General features: G+C 71.8%; 20 protein-coding genes. 9 read left to right on the plus strand and 11 right to left on the minus strand.

Annotation, left to right across the window (positions count from 1 at the left end; genetic code table 11):
- Nucleotides 1-74: 74 nt before the first annotated feature.
- Entirely contained in the window at nt 75-614 is a 540-nt protein-coding gene (locus tag AB0L06_RS17145; RefSeq protein ID WP_500231972.1) for an NADPH-dependent FMN reductase, read from the plus strand.
- A 34-nt stretch (nt 615-648) separates the two neighbouring features.
- Here AB0L06_RS17145 and AB0L06_RS17150 read toward each other — a convergent pair whose 3' ends face one another.
- The 3 genes from AB0L06_RS17150 to AB0L06_RS17160 all read right to left on the minus strand — a co-directional run bounded on the left by AB0L06_RS17150 (nt 649) and on the right by AB0L06_RS17160 (nt 2,909).
- The gene (locus tag AB0L06_RS17150; RefSeq protein WP_500231973.1) at nt 649-1,935 is read right to left on the minus strand and encodes an NADH-quinone oxidoreductase subunit D-related protein; all 1,287 of its coding nucleotides are present in this window, start codon (nt 1,933-1,935) and stop codon (nt 649-651) included.
- Between the two features lie 17 nt (nt 1,936-1,952).
- A complete protein-coding gene (locus AB0L06_RS17155) occupies nt 1,953-2,450 on the minus strand; it encodes an NADH-quinone oxidoreductase subunit B family protein (protein ID WP_500231974.1) in 498 nt (165 codons plus the stop codon).
- Nucleotides 2,451-2,564: 114 nt separating this feature from the next.
- A complete protein-coding gene (locus AB0L06_RS17160; protein WP_500231975.1) occupies nt 2,565-2,909 on the minus strand; it encodes an ArsR/SmtB family transcription factor in 345 nt (114 codons plus the stop codon).
- 169 nt (nt 2,910-3,078) lie between these two features.
- On the opposite strand from AB0L06_RS17160, the gene AB0L06_RS17165 reads away from it, so the two are divergent.
- Entirely contained in the window at nt 3,079-3,255 is a 177-nt protein-coding gene (locus AB0L06_RS17165; RefSeq protein WP_500231976.1) for a DUF3073 domain-containing protein, read from the plus strand.
- Here the strand turns inward: AB0L06_RS17165 and AB0L06_RS17170 are convergent.
- Nucleotides 3,208-3,855, minus strand: coding sequence for a hypothetical protein (locus tag AB0L06_RS17170; RefSeq protein WP_500231977.1), 648 nt, complete (start codon nt 3,853-3,855; stop codon nt 3,208-3,210). The two genes, AB0L06_RS17165 and AB0L06_RS17170, sit on opposite strands and share 48 nt — an antisense overlap.
- A gap of 434 nt (nt 3,856-4,289) precedes the next feature.
- On the opposite strand from AB0L06_RS17170, the gene AB0L06_RS17175 reads away from it, so the two are divergent.
- Nucleotides 4,290-5,888: an RCC1 domain-containing protein gene (locus tag AB0L06_RS17175; protein ID WP_500231978.1), complete on the plus strand. Its 1,599-nt coding sequence runs from the start codon at nt 4,290-4,292 to the stop codon at nt 5,886-5,888.
- Between the two features lie 38 nt (nt 5,889-5,926).
- Here the strand turns inward: AB0L06_RS17175 and AB0L06_RS17180 are convergent, their stop codons facing one another.
- Complete coding sequence (locus AB0L06_RS17180; protein WP_500231979.1) at nt 5,927-6,409, minus strand: Lrp/AsnC family transcriptional regulator; 483 nt, start codon at nt 6,407-6,409, stop codon at nt 5,927-5,929.
- Nucleotides 6,410-6,443: 34 nt separating this feature from the next.
- Here AB0L06_RS17180 and AB0L06_RS17185 point away from each other — a divergent pair, with 34 nt between their 5' ends.
- Both AB0L06_RS17185 and AB0L06_RS17190 read left to right on the plus strand, forming a co-directional pair.
- On the plus strand, nt 6,444-7,343 hold the full coding sequence (locus tag AB0L06_RS17185; RefSeq protein WP_500231980.1) for an EamA family transporter: 900 nt from the start codon (nt 6,444-6,446) through the stop codon (nt 7,341-7,343).
- Nucleotides 7,344-7,349: 6 nt separating this feature from the next.
- Entirely contained in the window at nt 7,350-8,330 is a 981-nt protein-coding gene (locus AB0L06_RS17190; RefSeq protein ID WP_500231981.1) for an aldo/keto reductase, read from the plus strand.
- Between the two features lie 76 nt (nt 8,331-8,406).
- On the opposite strand, the gene AB0L06_RS17195 is transcribed toward AB0L06_RS17190, so the two are convergent.
- Nucleotides 8,407-9,273: a sigma-70 family RNA polymerase sigma factor gene (locus AB0L06_RS17195; protein ID WP_500231982.1), complete on the minus strand. Its 867-nt coding sequence runs from the start codon at nt 9,271-9,273 to the stop codon at nt 8,407-8,409.
- Between the two features lie 143 nt (nt 9,274-9,416).
- On the opposite strand from AB0L06_RS17195, the gene AB0L06_RS17200 reads away from it, so the two are divergent.
- Nucleotides 9,417-9,869: a carboxymuconolactone decarboxylase family protein gene (locus tag AB0L06_RS17200; RefSeq protein WP_500231983.1), complete on the plus strand. Its 453-nt coding sequence runs from the start codon at nt 9,417-9,419 to the stop codon at nt 9,867-9,869.
- 14 nt (nt 9,870-9,883) lie between these two features.
- On the opposite strand, the gene AB0L06_RS17205 is transcribed toward AB0L06_RS17200, so the two are convergent.
- Nucleotides 9,884-11,137, minus strand: a complete 1,254-nt coding sequence (locus tag AB0L06_RS17205; RefSeq protein WP_500231984.1) for an MFS transporter — start codon at nt 11,135-11,137, stop codon at nt 9,884-9,886.
- Nucleotides 11,134-11,736 (minus strand): mycothiol-dependent nitroreductase Rv2466c family protein, encoded by a 603-nt coding sequence (locus AB0L06_RS17210; RefSeq protein ID WP_500232193.1) that lies wholly within the window; start codon nt 11,734-11,736, stop codon nt 11,134-11,136. Before AB0L06_RS17210 ends, AB0L06_RS17205 begins: the two co-directional genes overlap by 4 nt.
- A gap of 166 nt (nt 11,737-11,902) precedes the next feature.
- Between AB0L06_RS17210 and pdxR the strand changes: the two genes are divergently transcribed.
- The gene (gene pdxR / locus AB0L06_RS17215) at nt 11,903-13,273 is read left to right on the plus strand and encodes a MocR-like pyridoxine biosynthesis transcription factor PdxR (RefSeq protein ID WP_500232194.1); all 1,371 of its coding nucleotides are present in this window, start codon (nt 11,903-11,905) and stop codon (nt 13,271-13,273) included.
- Nucleotides 13,274-13,364: 91 nt separating this feature from the next.
- Here the strand turns inward: pdxR and AB0L06_RS17220 are convergent, their stop codons facing one another.
- Together AB0L06_RS17220 and AB0L06_RS17225 are read right to left on the minus strand one after the other, a co-directional pair.
- Nucleotides 13,365-13,862, minus strand: a complete 498-nt coding sequence (locus AB0L06_RS17220; protein ID WP_500231985.1) for a VOC family protein — start codon at nt 13,860-13,862, stop codon at nt 13,365-13,367.
- Between the two features lie 246 nt (nt 13,863-14,108).
- Nucleotides 14,109-14,702 carry a TetR/AcrR family transcriptional regulator gene (locus AB0L06_RS17225; RefSeq protein ID WP_500231986.1) on the minus strand — a complete coding sequence of 198 codons (594 nt, stop codon included), beginning with the start codon at nt 14,700-14,702 and terminating at the stop codon, nt 14,109-14,111.
- A gap of 71 nt (nt 14,703-14,773) precedes the next feature.
- Here AB0L06_RS17225 and AB0L06_RS17230 point away from each other — a divergent pair, with 71 nt between their 5' ends.
- Entirely contained in the window at nt 14,774-15,502 is a 729-nt protein-coding gene (locus AB0L06_RS17230) for an ATP-binding cassette domain-containing protein (RefSeq protein ID WP_500231987.1), read from the plus strand.
- Nucleotides 15,499-16,428 (plus strand): ABC transporter permease, encoded by a 930-nt coding sequence (locus AB0L06_RS17235; RefSeq protein WP_500231988.1) that lies wholly within the window; start codon nt 15,499-15,501, stop codon nt 16,426-16,428. The genes AB0L06_RS17230 and AB0L06_RS17235 overlap by 4 nt, the downstream gene beginning before the upstream one ends.
- Before the next feature lie 34 nt (nt 16,429-16,462).
- On the opposite strand, the gene AB0L06_RS17240 is transcribed toward AB0L06_RS17235, so the two are convergent.
- Nucleotides 16,463-17,707 (minus strand): serine hydrolase domain-containing protein, encoded by a 1,245-nt coding sequence (locus AB0L06_RS17240; RefSeq protein WP_500232195.1) that lies wholly within the window; start codon nt 17,705-17,707, stop codon nt 16,463-16,465.
- Between the last annotated feature and the right edge of the window lie 94 nt (nt 17,708-17,801).

Below are 17,801 nucleotides of genomic sequence, written 5' to 3' on the forward strand. Positions count from 1 at the left end.
GGCCCGGCGGGACCGGGGTTTTCCGGCGCCGGGGGAGAGGTTCGAGCGAGGTCGCGGAGCGCTACGTTGAAGCGATGGAAGAATCTGTGATCTTGCTACTGAGCGGCAGCCTGCGTGCCGATTCGTCCAACGAGGTCATGCTGCGGACGGCCGCGGACGTGGTCCCGCCGGGCGTCCGCGCGGTGCGCTACGCCGGGCTGGGCGACCTGCCCCACTTCAACCCCGACGACGACACCGACCCGCTCCCGGCCCCGGTGGCCGAGTTGCGCGCCGCGATCGACGAGGCGGACGCGCTGCTGGTCTGCTCGCCCGAGTACGCGGGCACCCTGCCCGGTGCGTTCAAGAACCTTCTCGACTGGACCGTGGGCGGCAACGAGATCGGCGACAAGCCGTCCGCCTGGGTGAACGCGGCGGCGCCGGGACGTGGCGGCGGCGCCGAGGCGACGCTGCGCACCGTCCTGGGCTACACCGGTGCGGCGATCGTGGACGAGGCGTGCGTGCGCCTCCCGGTCGACCGCGCGCAGGTGAACGAGAACGGTGTCATCACCGACCCCGAGGTCCGAGCGCGGCTCGCGAAGGCGATCGACCGGCTGCTGGAAACCGCCAGGGACTGAGCACGCGCCCGGCGCGGCGGGCTCGCCTCGCCGGTCAGAGGTCGGCGCCGGCGTGGGAGAGGTGGAAACTCCTGCCGGCCAGGGGGACGTCCGGGACGGTCGTCCCGGTCAGCGCCACCGGGAGCGCCGGCCGGTTGAGGAAGGACGGGTCGACGATCTTCGTGCGGGACAGCGTCCCGCCTGCGGCCAGCTCGACCCGGTGGACGATCGTCCCGCGCCAGCCCTCGACGACGCCGGTTCCGGACGTCCGCTCGCCCGGAGTGGACAGCGGCGGCCAGTAGCTGGTCAGGCCGGGGGACATCCCGTAGGCCAGGTCGGTTACCAGCGCGATGGACGCGGCGATCTCGTCGGCCCGGACCTGGAAGCGCGCCAGCACGTCGCCGGACGACCGGGTCGCGACGGTCAGCGCCGGACGCAGGTCGGTGATCGGGTGGTCGCGGCGGGCGTCGACGTCGAGCCCGCTCGCGCGGGCGACGTAGCCGAGGGTGCCGAGGTCGCGGGCCGCGTCCAGGGAGAGCGGCGCGGTCCCGGTGAACCGGTCGAGGACGGCGGTGTGCCCCAGTGCCAGGTCGACCAGCTCGGCGATGTCGGCGGCCAGCGCCTGCAGCCCGGCGGCGTCGGGGACGGCGAGGAGCAGAGCCCCACCCGGCACGACACCGCCGCGCAGCAGCCGGTGCCCGGTCGTGGCGGCGTTCAGCCTGAGCAGTTGCTCCCGGACGCGTCCGAAGTGGGCGTTCAGGATCGAGTGACCCACGTCGTCGCACAGCGCGCCGAGGTCGGTGACGTGGTTGTAGAGGCGTTCGAGTTCCAGCAGCAGGGCCCGCGTCCGCTGCGCTCCGGGCGAGACCGTGACGCCCGCCGCGTCCTCGACGGCCAGGCAGAACGCCAGCGCGTGGCCGACGGCGGTGTCGCCGCTGACCCGCTCGGCGAGCGGAAGCGCGTCCACCGGGAGGCGGCCCTCGAACAGCTTCTCCAGACCCTTGTGGAGGAAGCGGAGCCGCGCCTCGGGCTTCGGGAGCGGGTGGTCGGCCGGGACGATCCCGTACAGATCCCGCATCTCGAGTTCGAACCGTCCGGCCGGGAAGGTCAGCTGCGCCAGGCTCGGCACGACCGGATCGGACGGATCGAGCTGGACGTGCAACTCGTCCCGCCGCTCAGGAGAAGCGCCAGTGGCGGCGGCGGTGAACAGGTAGACGACGCGGAGTGATCCGTCCGGGTCCTCGTGCGCGGCGGTCAGGGCGAGCCGGTGCCCGGCGTCCAGCAGCACGGCGGCGTGCGCGGGCAGCCGCGCGGGGGAGACCTCGGTGACGGTGACGTTCAACGGGGCGGACGATCCCCTCACCGGCCGGTGAGACCGCGAAGCGCGGCCACGATCGCCTCGGGCGCGGGCGGACACCCCGGCACCTCGACGTCCACGGGCACCACGTCCGACACCGGGCCCTCGACCCCGTGCGCCTCCGCGAACACTCCGCAGCCGCGCGCGCAGTCACCGAGTGCGACCACCGGCCGGGGCTCCGGGGCGGCCTCGTGGGCGCGGCGCAGTGCCGTCCGCATGTTCCGCGTCACCGGCCCGGTCACCACCAGCGCGTCGGCGTCCCGGGACGAGGCCGCCGGCCGCGCCCCGTACCGCCCGACGTCGTACACCGGTCCGAACGCCGAGGCGATCTCCACCTCGCAGCCGTTGCACGACCCGGCGTCCACATGCCGGAACTGGACCGATCCGCCCAGCTCAGGGCCCTTGCCCGGCGCCTCCGCGTCCGGCAGCTCGCGCGGAGGCCCGGCCACCCGGCCGGTCGCGCGGCCGGTCGCGCGGATCCTGCGCAGCAGCTGTCTCACGGCGTCCTCGGAAAGTGGGTCCTCTGGTGGCGCACACACGGGATACCGACATGCGCAATTGCAGACTTTAGCAATTGCCATGGAGGCCTGACCCGTGCCCATCTCACCGGACGGTCAGGACGCTACGGGCCGTCCGGACGCGCGGAGATCGTCCAGGAGGCCGGCCTGCTCCGAGAGCACCCCGGTCAGGATGCCCCGGGCCACCGCCAGCAGTTCGGCGATCCGCGGGCTGGTCAGCGAGTAGATCACCGTCGCCCCCTCCTTGCGCGACACCACCAGCCCGGCCCGCCGGAGCACGGCCAGCTGCTGGGACAGGTGCGCGGGCTCGATGCCGACCACCGGCAGCATCTCCGCCACCGCGTGGTCGCGCTCGCTGAGCAGCTCCAGCACCCGGATCCGCGCCGGATGCCCCAGTGTCTTGAAAAACTCCGCCTTCAGCTGGTACAGCGGCGCGCTCACGGCGTCCGGTCCATCGACGTCGCCCCCATACCGATCACGTGTCCTCCAGCGACCCTCAGCTCGCTGAGACTAGCAAGCCACTGACCGTCACCGGCCGGGCCGCAGGTTGCCGAATTATGCAATTGCCTATACTGGCAGGCCGCAAACCGGCGCCAGGAGGACGTAACCCATGGGACGAGGCCGAGCCAAGGCCAAGCAGGCCAAGGTCGCACGCATGCTCAAGTACGACCAGCCCGAGACCGACCTGGACCGGCTGAGCCGCGAGCTGGCCACCCCGCCGTCCCCGGCCGGCGAGCCGTCACGTCGCGCGGCGTCGCCTCGCCCCGACGAAGAGACCGACGACTAGGAGAACGCACACCGCCGCCGCCGTCCCCACGATCCCCTGCGTGATGGCGGTGATCCTGCCGTTGCGGCCGGTCGGAAGCACCAGCATCTGCGTGGCGGCCCCGACCGGCACGGTCAGCCGGGCGAGCAGTCCCACCACCGTCGGCCGCCTGGCGTACGCGCCCACGAGACCCAACGGGCTCCCGAGCACGACACCGGCCACCCACCAGACGACCGGCTCGGACCAGCTGGACGCTGCGGCCCCACGCCAGACGTCCACGGCACTGTAGGCGGCCGTCGCCGCGAACAGGCCCAGCGCACCGGCCGCCGCACCCACCACCAGCGCGGTCTTTGCGTCGCGCTCGGAACGTGTGAACAGCCATCCGGCGGCGACCGCGAACCCCGCCCAGGCCCACCCCGAGTCCAGCAGCGTGCTCGCGATCTCCAGCGGCGACGCCCCGCTCGTCGTGGCCTCCCTGCTGTCCAGGTCCGCGAAATGCCCGGACAACGCGTTGAGCAGGGAAGTCGCCGCCCCGAACCCCGCCCCGACCATCAGCGCCCCGGCCAACGCCACCAGCCGCCCCCGGCCCGGCGGCCCCACACGCCACTGCCGCTCGGTCACAGATCCCCTCTCATCGAAGCGCACGCGCCCGACGCCCCGTCCTGCCGAGTGGTCTACCAGTCGACGCAACGAACGACCACAAAACGATCAAAAGATACAGCGGACGACCTGCCCCGACCATCGCCCTGCTGTGCGTGACGCCCTTGGTCGGGGGTTTGAGGGGCGGGCGTCGTGGCAGGTCGCCACGCAGTGCTTCTGTTGATTACTTTCCGGCTTTGCGGGGCTACGCTGTGCGGCGACGAGTTGATCTTGTCGTTCTCCTCTGAGGCCTTCGGCCGCGGCTGAGCGAGGTCGCCGGTGGCGCGTGTCCTGAGGAGCGCGGGCATCGGATCGGCGGCATCGGATCAGCATCGGGGGGATGCGCGATGAGTGCTGGACGGGTCGGTCTACCCGAAGTGCGGGGAAGCGGCAGGACGCGGTCGCGCCGATCGCGGGTGGGTTGGCGCAATGTCGTGGCCGTGCTGATGGTCGCGGTGTGCGCGGTCTGGGGGTTGGGGGCGGTGCGGCGTTCAGAGGCCGCGGCTCCGCCCACCGACCTCGTCCTCGGCGCGGGGTACAACGAGTACGGGCAGTTGGGGGACGGCAATAACGCGGACCTTGAGATCCCGGGACCAGTGGCGTTGCCTGCGGGCGTCACGGTCACCCAGGTCGTCGGAGGCGGGTACCACAGTCTGGCGTTGACCTCCGATGGCCGGGTCCTGGCCTGGGGGTACAACGGCGTGGGGCAGCTGGGCGACGGCACCACCACCGACCGGCTCACACCGGTGGAGGTGCATCTGCCCGCGGGCGTCACCGTCACCCAGATCGCCGCGGGCCACACTCACAGTCTGGCGCTGACCTCCGACGGCCGGATCCTGGCCTGGGGTTCCAACGGGGCCGGGCAGTTGGGGGACGGCACCTACGCCTACCGGACCACTCCGGTGGAGACGCACCTGCCCGCGGGCGTCACCGCCACGCAGGTCTCCGCCGGCTACAACCACAGCCAGGCGGCGACCTCCGACGGCCGGGCCCTGGCCTGGGGGAACAACAACCAGGGCCGGCTGGGGGACGGCACCACCAACGAACGGACCACTCCGGTGGAGGTGCACGTGCCGCCTGGCGTCCACGTCACCCAGGTCTCCGCCGGTTACAGCTTCGGTCTCGCGGTGACCTCCGGCGGCAGGGTCCTGGGCTGGGGGGACAACACCGTCGGGAAGACCGGGGACGGCACCGACGTCACTCCCCGCCTCACCCCGGTGCAGGCGCAGCTGCCCTCGGGCGTCCACGTCACCCGGGTCGCCGCCGGCACCGCCCACAGTCTGGCGGTGACCTCCGACGGCCGGGCTCTGGCCTGGGGGGCCAACAGCGGCGGGCAGTTGGGGGACGGAACCACCACCGACCGCTTCGCCCCGGTGGAGGTGCACATGCCGCCCGGCGCACACGTCACCCAGGTCTCCGCCGGCTGGTTCCACAGCCTCGCGGCGACCTCGGACGGCCGGGCCCTGGCCTGGGGCTACAACGGCCGCGGGCCATTGGGTGACGGCACCACCGAGCAGCGCGAGACCCCGGTGGAGATGCTGCTGCCCGAGGGGACGGTGGCGACCGCGGTCGGCGCGGGCAGCTACCACTCGCTGGTGCTGGCCGAGCCGATCAGATCACATGCGAGCCTTTATCTGGTCAAGAAGTTCGATCGGTTCGTCGAACCGGCCGGGTCCAGGCCCAAGTCCAAGGCCAGGTCGCGGAGCAACGCCAGAATGAGCGCCTGGCGCGAGCACGACGCCGTCAGGTACCGGTTCGTCGTCACCAACGACGGCGAGGTGGCGATCAGCACGATCACCATCCACGACTCCCTGACCGGGAGCGTGTCCTGCGCGTCCCGCACCCTGGAGCCCGGCCAGTCGCTCACCTGCTATGCGACGCACAAGGTCACCTCGAAGGAGAAGTCCCAGGGCCACGTCGACAACACCGCCACGGCCACGGGCACCCGGCAGGACAACGGAGAGACCGTCACCTCCAACAAGGCCCACCTGAGAGTCGACGTCACCTACAGATAGCCGGCGCGGATCGTCGTCCGGCTGGTCGCGCCCGTGTCTCAGTCCAGAGGGAGGGGACGGCGGGGCACGGGCGCGGTGTGGATGAGGGACGTGGTCGTCTGGCCGTACGGGGTGAACAGGTCGAGGATCGGCTCGAGCTCGTCGACCGCGCGCAGGTGCATGGTGAAGTAGAAGCAGTCGTCGCCGGTCATCCGGTAGCACTCGACGATCTGGGGAACCTCCTGGGCGATCTTGGAGATGCGCTGGAGTTCCCGGATGGCCGGGCGGATCCGCACCATCACCGTGACCGGGAAGCCCAGCGCCCGCGGGTCGACCTCGGCGCGGTAGCCGGTGATCACTCTGGCCTCCTCCAGCCGCTGCACCCGGTCGGCCACCGCCGGAGCCGACAGGGCGACGCGTCGGCCCAGCTCGGCGAAGCTGACCCTGGCGTCGACCTGGAGCTCGGTGAGAATGCGAAGGTCGAGGGCGTCCATTCCCTTGGGTTCGTAGGCCCGCTCCGGCCTGATCCGTCGATTCGCCATTCCTCCAAATTACGCGGTGGCCGACGATGACGTCATGCCGCCAACCGGCCCTCGCGCCGTCCTCTCCGCGGCGCCTCCATGGACCTGTTTCGTTGGAAGCGCCGTCTTCCATTACCTCGGCCCGGCCTTCGCCGTGCTGTTGTTCAGCAGGCTCGCCCCGCTCGGCGTCGCGGTGCTGAGGATCTGGAGCGCCGCACTCGTCTTCGCGTTCTGGCGCCGCCCCTGGCGGACCCTCGGCCGACTCGACGCCGAGGAACGCCGGACGGTCATCGCCTGGGCCGCGGTGCTCGCGGCCATGAACGTGTGCTTCTACCTGGCGATCGACCGCGTGCCCCTGGGGACCGTCGCCGCGATCGAGTTCCTGCCGGTCGTCGTGCTGGCCGCGCTCGGCGCCCGGACGGCGCGCAACCTCGCGGCGCTCGTGGCCGCCGTCGCTGGTGTCTACGTGCTGACCGGCATCCGATTGGCCGGTGAGCCGCTGGGCCTGCTGTTCGCCTTCGCCAACGCGGTGCTGTTCGCCGCCTACATCGTGCTGGCCCACCGGACGTCCCGGCATCCGCGCGGCATCAGCGGCATCGACGGGCTGGCCGTGGCCATGCTCATCGCCTCCGTGTTCGTCGCGCCGGTGGCCGTTCGGCAGGCCGCTCCCGCGTTGCTCGACCCGGTCACCCTCGCCGCGGGCGTCGGGGTGGGGATCTGCTCGTCGGTGATCCCGTACGTGTGCGACCAACTCGCCATGGCACGCATGGACCGCTCCACGTACGCGCTGCTGGTGGCGCTGCTACCGGCCACGGCGACGGTCATCGGCATCGCGGTGCTCGTGCAGCTCCCCACACCGGCCGAGCTCGCCGGGGTCGGGCTCGTCGTGCTCTCCGTCGCGCTTCATCAGGAATCCCGGCCTCCGCGGGCCGAGGTGAAATCCAGAGAAAGGTAAGACGAAATGCAATACGTAAGGCTGGGGACGTCGGGACTGAAGGTCTCCCGGATCTGCCTGGGCATGATGACGTACGGCGACCCGGGAAACAGGGACTGGTTGCTGCGCGAGGACGCGGCCGAGCCGATCGTGCGGCGCGCGGTCGAGGCCGGCGTGACGTTCTTCGACACCGCCGACATGTACTCGGGCGGCGTGAGCGAGGAGATCACCGGACGGCTGCTCGGCAAGCTCTTCGCACGCCGCGACGACTACGTCCTCGCCACGAAGGTCTACTTCCCGACGGGTTCGGGCCCGAACGACCGAGGGCTGTCCCGCAAGCACGTGATGGCCGCCATCGACGCCTCGCTGACCAGGCTCGGGACCGACCACGTCGATCTGTACCAGATCCACCGCTGGGACCCCGAGACGCCGATCGAGGAGACCATGGAGGCCCTCCACGACGTCGTCAAGGCGGGCAAGGCGCGCTACATCGGGGCGTCCAGCATGTACGCCTGGCAGTTCGCCAAGGCGCAGCACACCGCGCGGACGGCCGGCTGGACCAGGTTCGTGTCGATGCAGAACCACTACAACCTCGCGTACCGGGAGGAGGAACGCGAGATGCTCCCGCTCTGCCTGGACCAGGGGGTGGGCGTCATCCCGTGGAGCCCGCTGGCACGCGGCCTGCTCACCGGAAGCCGCTACCGGGGCGGGCAGCAGAGCACCGTCCGGTCCGGCAGTGACCCGGTGGCGGACGACATGTACGAGGACGCGGACTTCGACGTCGTCGACGTGGTGCGTGCGGTCGCCGCCGAACGAGGCCTGCCACCGGCGCAACTCGCCCTCGCCTGGCTGCTCGGGAAGCCCGGGGTGAACGCGCCGATCGTCGGGGCGAGCAAGGTGGGTCATCTGGAGGACGCGATCGCGGCGGTCGACGTGTCCCTGAGCGAAGAGGAGACGGCCAGGCTGGAGGCCCCCTACCGCCCCCACCGGATCGCCGGTCACTCCTGAACAAGCCGACGGCACGGCCCGATCTCCGACGGTGAGCCCGCCACAAACAGCCGGAAGGTGTCGCCGGTAACCCTCGCTAGGCGACCCAGGACGGGACGATCTGGGCGAGGCGGGCTCGGTCGCTCAGGCCGTGGATGGTGGTGACGACCCCGCCCTCGACCGTGAAGGCCAGAACGCTGATCGGACGTCCGTTCAGGGTGATGAGGACGCCGGGGACGCCGTCCACGACGGCCGGGTGCGCCACGGCGTCCGGGACGGCGAACCGCGTGGCCTGGGCGGCGACCTTGGCCGCGCCGCGGATGACGGCCAGCCCCTCGGGCCCTTGGGCCCGCAGTTCGACCTCGGGGGCCAGGGCGGCGAGCAGTCCGGCGACGTCGCCTCGGCTCGCCGCCGCCAGGAACGCGTCGACGACCTCGCGCGTCGCGGCGTCGGTCGCGGGCGAGCCGGAGCGGAGACGTCCGCGCGCCCGGCTGGCGAGCATCTTGGTGGCGGCGGTGCTCCGGCCGAGGATGGCCGCGATGCCGCTGAACGGCACGTCGAAGACGTCGTGAAGGACGAAGGACACCCGTTCCGCCGGGGTGAGGGCGTCCATGACGACGTACAGCGCGAGGCCGACGGAGTCGGCGAGGACGGCCTCCTCCTCCGGGTCGATCCGGGCGTTCCCGTCCGCCTCCCGCGGGAGCGTGCCGACGTGGAGTTCGAGCGGCTGCTCGCCCCGCACGCCGCGCCGACGCAGGACGTCCAGGCAGATCCGGCCGGTCACCGTGGTGAGCCAGCCGCGCAGGTCCTCGATGCCGTCGTGGCCGGTCCGGGCGAGCCGGAGCCACGCCTCCTGGACGGCGTCGTCGGCGTCCGCGTGCGAGCCGAGCACGCGGAACGCGATCGCGTGGAGGTAGGGGCGCTGGATCTCGAACCGCGCGGCGAGATCGTCCTGATCGGTCACTGCTCTCCTCGACGTGGGGTGGTGTCACCACCACGACGCGCCGGGCGCCGCAGAGGTAACGCCCGGGGCCCGCGTTACCTCCCGCCGCGACCGGACGTCGTAGTCGCGTTCACCGATCACGACGACATCCTCCTGGAGGAGAGATGACCCTTCGCATCCAGAACACGGCGGTCTCGCCCGACTTCACCAAGGGCGTTCAGCACCTCTTCAAGGACGTCTACTCCGGCGGCGTCCCGAACGAGACGCTGGAGCTGGTGCACCTGCGCGTGAGCCAGATCAACGGGTGCAGCGCCTGCGTGGACGCCGGTGTCGCCGGCGCGACGAAGGCCGGTGTCGACGCGGGCAAGCTGCACGGCGTCGCCGCCTGGTACGAGAACCCGGCGTTCGACGACGCCGAGCGGGCCGCGCTGACGCTCGCCGAGGCGGCCACCCGGCTGTCGGACCGTCCCGGCGCGGTCACCGACGAGATCTGGGACGACGCCAAGAAGCACTTCGACGAACGCCAGCTCGGCTCGATCGTGCTGATGGTGGCGCTCACCAACTTCTTCAACCGGATCAACACCACCTTCCGCACCCCCGCCGGGACGACCTGGTAGCGGCCCACGACCGGTCACCGGACGGCCCGCGCGGCAGCAGCGGCGCGCGCCGTCCGGGCCTCCGTCCGTGAGCCCACGAGGGCGAGCCGGACGACCGGCCCCACGGCCAGCCCGCTGAGCAGGAACAACGCGCCCAGCACCAGCCAGCCCGGGGAACCCCAGCCGACGAGCAGCGAGGTCAGGACCATAGGGCCCGCCATCCGCGCGAGCTGCGGAGCCATGCCGAAGAACCCCTGGTACTGCCCTTGCCGTCCGTCCTGCGCGAGCCCGAAGCCGAGTTCCGCGGCGCTCGCGCTGTGCAGCATCTCGGCGAGCACCTGGATCAGGGCGGCGGCGACGAGGATCGCGACGGCCGCGGCGGCACCCACGTGGGCCGCCGACAACGCGTAGACGCCGCAGGCAGCGAGCATCAGCGCCCCGGCCCGCCGCGAAGCCCGGACGGCGCCGCGAGGGCCGTCCACCCGCCTGCTCACACGGACCTGGCACAGCACGACGGTCAGCATGTTGACCACCAGGATCACCGCCGCCATCGAGCCCGGGGCCTCGGTGTGCCGGACGATCCACAGCGGCAACCCGAAGCTGAGGATCGGCATGTTCAGGTGCATGACGGCGCTCAGCACCATGAGCATCGCGTACGGACGGTCACGCAACACCGCCGCGCGGGGCCCGCCGGACGGACCCCCGATGCTCGCGGCGACCTCGGGAAGCCGCCGGAGGACGAGGGCCGCGACGACGAACCCCACCGCGTCCATGACGAAGACCGCCCGGTAGACGGCGGCGTCGTCGCAGGTCAGGGCCAGGCCGCCCAGACCCGCGCCCACAGCCAGCCCCGCGTTGAGCGTCGACTGCAGATGGGCGCGGACGACCGTCCGCCGGGCGGGCTCCACCAGGCCCGCGAGCAGCGCCTGCCGCGCCGAGTTCAACCCGCCCTGGCAGCACGCGTACACGCACACGACCAGGACGAACAGCGGGAACGAGCTCACGGCGAGCAGCGCGCCCAGGGCCGCCGCGGTCGCGAGGGCCAGCGCCACCGTGACGCGGCGCGGCCCCCGGCGGTCGGCGAGCCGTCCGAGCGGGACCCCGGCCAGCATTCCGCAGGCCCAGCCGACCGTCAGCGCGATCCCCACCCGGGACGGCGGGAACCCCGCGACCCGCGTGAAGAACAGCGCCGAGGTCGCGTAGAACGCCCCGTCCCCGATCGAGTTGGCGAGCTGCCCGAGCGCGAGCGGGCGAGCGGGCCCCGGAAGCCCCCGGAACGGACGGATCATCCGACGCGCGGGGACTCGGTGCGTCCGCGCTTCAGCTCGAAGAACCCCGGCGCGCCCGTGACGAGCAGGACGCCGTCCCAGAGGCGTCCCGCGTCCTCACCGCGCGGGACGGGCGTGACGACCGGCCCGAAGAACGCGTTGACCCGCCCGTCCGGCCCGGGGACATGGATCGCGGGCGTCCCGAGGTTGTCGCCGACCGGATCGAGCCCCGCATGATGACTCACCCGCAGCGCCTCGTCGAAGTCGACGACCTCAGCGGCCTCGGCAAGACCGGCGTCCAAGCCGACCTCGTCCAGGGCGCTCACATACAGCTCCCGCCCGATCGGCGTCTTCTCGTGGTGGATGCGGTTGCCGAACGCGGTGTAGAGGTCCCGCAGGACGGGCGTCCCGTACTTCTGCTCGGCCGCGATCGCCACCCGCACCGGCCCGAGGGTGTCGCCGAGCCAGCGCTGGTACCACTCCTCCAACCCCTCGCGGCCGTCGTTCAGCAGCCAAAGGCTCATCACGCGGAACCGCACGTCCACATCGCGGACGCGTTCCACCTCGAGCAGCCAGCGGGAGGTGTTCCAGGCCCAGGGGCACTTCGGGTCGAACCACATGTCGACGGTGGTCAAGGACGTACTCCAAGGTCATTCGTGTTTTCGGTGGCACCAGTCAACGCCCTACGATTGGCGGCAGGAAGTGCCAATGGGCGCATGACTCGATGGGCCAATCACGATCGACCTGCACATCAGCCTGGACGGACCGGGCGACCTCGCCACGCGCATCCACCGGCGGATCCTGGACGCGATCCTCGACGGACGCCTGCGCCCGGGGGAGCGGCTGCCTCCCACGCGTGAGCTGGCCCGCCGCCTGGACGTGTCGCGCAACACCGTCTCCGTCGCCTACGAACGCCTCACCGCCGAGGGACTGCTGGTCGCCCGGGTCGGCTCCGGAACCTACGTCGGCCGCGCTCCCATCGCGCGTCCCCGCGACGTCCCGGAAGGCGATGCCGCCCGCCCCCGTCCGCTGTGGGACGCACTGGCGCACCCGTCGGCACCGCCATCAGAGACGTTTCCCTACGATTTCCGCGTTGGCACGCCCGACCCGGCCTTGTTTCCGCTCCCGGTCTGGCGGCGGCTGCTCACGGCGGAATGGCGCGCCGCGACCGTCGGAAGCGGGGGATACGGCGACCCGGCCGGACACCGGGGTCTGCGTGAGGCCGTCGCCCGCTCCACCGGACTGTCCCGGTCCGTCCGCGCGACCGCCGACGACGTGCTGGTCACCCAGGGCGCCCAGCAGGCGCTCGACCTCATCGGACGCGTGCTGATCGAACCCGGCGACGTCGTGGCCGTCGAGGACCCCGGCTACCCGCCGGCCCGGCACCTGTTCCGCACGCACGGCGCCCGCGTCACGCCCGTCCCCGTCGACCGCGAGGGCCTCGACGTGAACGCCCTCCCGGACGGCGCGCGCCTCGTCCACGTGACGCCCTCGCACCAGTTCCCCCTGGGGACGCCCATGTCGCTGGCCCGCCGCGCCGCACTGCTCGACTGGGCCGGACGCCACGACGCCGTGATCGTCGAGGACGACTACGACAGCGAGTTCCGCTTCTCCGACCGTCCTCTCGACCCGCTCCAGAGCCTCGACCGCGCCGGACGCGTCGTCTACGTCGGGACGTTCTCCAAGACCCTCCTGCCGATGCTGCGCGTCGGCTTCCTCATCGCGCCCGCCTCGCTGCGACCGGCCCTGCACACGGCCAAGCTGCTCACCGACTGGCACGGGGACCCCGTCACGCAGGCGGCCCTCGCCCGGTTCATCGACTCGGGCGAGCTGCCTCGCCACATCCGCAAGGCCACCCGCACCTACGCCGCCCGTCACGAACTGATCGTCGAGGCCCTCACCGGCGACCTGGCGACCTGGCTCGACCCCGTCCCCTCCACCGCGGGCCTGCACCTGTGCGCCCTGCTGAAAGCCCCCGTCGACGTCCCCTCGGTGCTGCTCAGAGCCAAGGAACTAGGAGTCGCCGCCGAAAGCCTGTCGACCTACTGCACCGACGTCGACCGCCCCGGAATCGTCCTCGGCTACGGCGCCATCCCGACCGACCGCGTCCCCACAGGGCTCGCCCTCCTGGCCAGGGCGTTCAAAGAACTCTCGTAACGCGTGCGCGGCGTCCAACACCAACGCCACCGAGCATCCCTGCAAAAAGGCGGCGGCACCCGGGCCCGGGTGCCGCCGCCGCGCGCCGGGCTCAGCCGGCCTGGTCCTCCGGGGTGTCCCGGGCGGTGAGGTCGTACTGGTCCGGGTCGCGGAAGCGGAACGTGTGGCCGCCGGGCGGCATGTGCCCGATCTCCCACCAGTTGCGGTCGAGGTCCTGCACGTAGAACGCGTACGTCCCGTGCTGGTCGACCGGCCTGGTCAGCTTCCGGATGCCGTACTCCTCGCGGACGGCCGAGAGCTTGGCGTGCGCGTCATCGACCTCCTCGCGGCTGCCCACGTCGACGCCGTTGTGCCCGAGCAGCGGCATCTCGTGCTGCTCGGCCTTCGGCGTCTCGACGGCCACGTACACGTGGTCGCCGCCGAGCCGCACCAGCAGCCCGATCGGCGCGTGCTGGAGCACCTCGAGCCCGAGCACCTCCTCGTAGAAGCGCCGCGACTCCTGAAGGTCGATCACCTCCAGCGTCCCGTGCGAAAGGAACCGCGTCTTCAGCAGCGGCTCCTTCTCCGACCGCCGCGTGATCCCGGCCATGAAACTCCTCCACCCAAAGCTCATCGCCCCCGATGAATCCCGTCCCCGCCCGCAGTGTGCCACCCCGCCGACCCGGCGCGCCCACCTTCCGACCAGTAAGTTCGCCCGATTCCGGAATGATCCACTACAAGATCACCGGCGGGCGCTACCCCCTCACGCTGCGCTCGCGAAAGCGCCCCGCGGACGGCCCGCCGTCCACTTCGGAAGAGGACCGCGCGACTGCCACGGCACCCGCGTCGAGGGCGGTCAGGCCGGGCGGAGCAGGCGGGGGACGCTGATCCGCAGCGCCCGGATCGCGGCCTCGGAGGTCATGCGTCCGGCGCGGACCTCCTCGCCCGCGGCGTTCCCCAGAGCCAGCACCGCCGCGAGCACCCAGCCGGTCTCCAGGTCCGGGGCGATGTCCCCTTCGCGCCGGCCGCGTTCGATCACCTCGCCCAGGCGTCGCATGATCGGCGCGTGCCGGTCCCGGTCCTCCTCGGGGGAGACTGGCGGGGTGGACAGGTGGAGCAGGAAGGGGTCGGTGTCGAAGCTCTGCCAGCCGGCCTCCAGCAGCCGCACCAGCGCCTGGTCGGCCGGGCCCTTCTCCAGGTCGGCGGCGTCCAGCGCCGCCAGGACGCGGGTGGTCGCCCGCTCGATCAGCGCGCCGATCAGCGCCTCGCGCGAGGCGTAGTGCGAGTACAGGGTCTGGCGGCTGATCCCCGCCGCCCTGGCGACCTCCGCCAGGCCCGCGTCGGGCCGCTCGGACAGGACCCGGGACGCGGCGTCGAGGATCGTCGCCGCATTGTGCAGCGCGTCCGCGCGCCGGCGCCGGGGCGCCGGGGAAGGCGTCAAGCTGGACATGGTTGTCAAGGATACATCCGAGAGTTAAAGTTGACGCATCTGTCAACCTTGTGCAGATCTGTGAGGGAACCATGACGGCTTCACCTCCGCCTCCGGCCCTCCAGACCGCCGGACTCACCAAGCGCTTCGGGGACACCCGCGCCGTGGACGGGCTGGACCTGACCGTCCCCCGCGGCCGCAAGGCGGCTCGCGCCCGCGCCGGAGACCTGCTGGACGCCTTCGGCCTGGCGGACCGCGCGGGCCGGCTGGTCAAGACATTCTCCGGAGGGATGCGCCGCCGCCTCGACGTGGCCGCGAGCCTGATCGTCACGCCGGAGCTGCTGTTCCTGGACGAGCCGACCACCGGCCTGGATCCGGCCGCCCGCGCCCTGGTGTGGGACGTCATCGCGATGCTGCCCGCCCACGGAACGACGGTGCTGCTCACCACCCAGTATCTGGACGAGGCCGACCGGCTCGCCGACCGCCTGGCCGTGATCGACCACGGAAGGCTGATCGCCGAGGGGACACCCGGTCAGCTCAGGGCCGCCACCGGGTCCGGAGTCCTGCGCCTCCACCTGGACGACCCGTCCCGCCGGGACGACGCGGCCCGCCTCGTCGACCGGCCGAGCGTCGGCGCGACCGACCCGGCGGTGCTCACCTTCGCGGGCATCCGGCCCTGGGAGGCCAACGCCGTGCTCGCCGAACTCCTCGCGGGCGGCATCACCCTGTCCGGATTCTCCCTGGACCGCCCCAGCCTGGAAGAAGCGTTCCTCACCCTGACCGCGTCCACCACCGAACCGGACCTCGGGAGCTCCCGATGACCTCCACCACCCGTTCCGGCGCGGCCACGCTCGTCACGGTCATCGCCGCCGCGCCGCGGCCCGCCCGTCCCTCGGCCCTGACGGCCGCCCGCGTGTTCGCCTGGCGATCCCTGCTGAAGATCCGGCACGTTCCCGAGCAGCTATCGGACGTGCTGGCCGTCCCGGTCATCTTCACCCTGATGTTCACCTACCTGTTCGGCGGCGCCCTGGCCGGCTCGCCCCACCATTACCTGCAGTTCCTTCTGCCGGGCACCCTGGTCATGGCGGTACTCCTGGCCACCATCTGCACCGGTGTCAACCTCAACGCCGACTTCGGCAAGGGCGTCTACGACCGGTTCCGCACCCTCCCGATGTGGCCGCCCGCGCCCATCGTCGGAGCGCTGCTCGGCGACGTCCTGCGCTACCTTCTGGCGTCCGTCCTCATCGTCGCCCTCGGCCTGACCCTCGGATACCGCCCCCACGGCGGACCCGCCGGCGTCGCCCTCGGTGTCGCCCTGGTCGTCGCGTTCTCCACGGCACTGTCGTGGGTGTTCACCTGGCTCGGGCTGATCCTGCGGACCGCGAACGCCGTCACCAGCCTGGCGTTCCTGGTCCTGTTCCCCCTCACCATGGCCAGCAACACCTTTCGTCGACCCCCGGACCATGCCGGCCTGGCTCCGCGTCCTCGTCAACGCCAACCCGGTGACGCACCTGGTCACCGCTGTCCGCGACACCATGAACGGCCACCCGCACCTCGGGCAGATCATCGTCGTGGTGGCCGCGGCGGCCCTCACCACGGCGATCTTCGCTCCGCTGACCATGCGCGTCTACCGCGCCAAGAACTGAACCGGGCCGCCACGATCATCCCCGACCCCGACCCCGACCCTGAGTGCGGAAGCCCCGAAATCGGGGCGGAAAACGAGAAGCAGGTCAAGCGAAGTGCCTGACCTGCATCGTTGGTGTGCCGGCCGCCGGAGTACCTCAGCCACCTCCGCCGCCGGGCGCAGCCCCGGTGACGGCCTGCGTCTCCTGCCCGATCATCTCCTGCAGCGGCACGCCGTCGATGTTGCCGAGGATGACGCCGACCCAGCCGGTGTAGGGGTAGATGCTCCAGTTGGCGGCGACACCGGGGTTGGCGCCGCCCCGGCTCCATGACCACTGGCCGCCGACGATACGGACCACCGGCCCGTAGGCGCCGAACGACGTCGGTCCGTGGGGGCTGTTGGCGGCGGTGAGCACGTCGGCCCAGGGCCGGTCCAGGAGCGTGCCGTCGCCCAGAGCGCGCGCGAACCGGACCAGATCCGGCGCGGTGGCGAAGCCGCCGTCGCCGGGGGCATCGATGAAGGCGCGGCCCGGGTTCTTGCCTGGTGTCATCGGGTTCGAACTGCTCTTGTCCAGATTGCGGACGGCGTCCACCTGACTGCCGTCGGCCAGCGTCATGTACGGGTGCGCGATGTGGGTGTCGGAGAGCCACTGCGGCCTGGTGAAGAACCCCGAGCCGGTCATCCCGCACCGCCCGAAGATGTTCTCCTGGACGTAGTCCCAGTACGTTTTGCCGGTCACGGCCTCCAGGATCAGCGCGGCCATGGCGATCCCGGCGCCGGCTCCGTTGGCATGACCCTGGTCCGCCGAGCCAGGGGGTACCACCAACTTCGCCTGCCGGGACCACTGCCCGTAGTACTCGTGCACCTCGTCCGGGCTTTGGAAGACGCGTTGCACGTCCAGCTCCGGGGCGTCCAGCCCGCCGGTGCCGGTGAGCAGGTGATGGATGGTCACCTGCTCGGCGATGTCCTGGGCGTAGCCCGTCAGGTGGGCGCCCACCATGTCCGACAGCGTCAGCTTGCCCTGCTGGGCCAGCTGCAAGATGGCCACCGCCAGGAACGGCTTGCCCGCCGAGCTGAGAGTGAACGCCGTGCCCTCGCTGTTGGGGGTCTTCGCGTCCTTGTCGGCCATGCCGAAGCTGCGGGACAGCACGGTCTTGCCCTGGTGCGACAGCAGCACCACGCCGGAGAACCTGCCGTCGGCGGCCAGCTTCGTCACGTACCGGTCGTAGGCTCCGCCGGGCAGGGTGTCCGGCGGGATCGTGTCGGCCAGGGCCGTGTCGGCGTGGCCGGGGCGGGCGCCCACCAGCTGCGTGCCTGCCGCCACCACTCCGGTGGCGGCCGCCAAGCCGCCCCACCCGAGCAGCCGCCGCCGGTCGACACCACGTACCGAATCCGAGCCCATGATCACGCCCTTTTCCTGATCGACGAACCGGCCATTCGCGGGTCCACCGGCGACCGCTGTCGGCCCCCGGTCACCCCACCCATGTGGTCGGTGC

The organism is Spirillospora sp. NPDC052269, from assembly GCF_040679435.1.
Classification (GTDB): Bacteria; Actinomycetota; Actinomycetes; order Streptosporangiales; family Streptosporangiaceae; genus Spirillospora.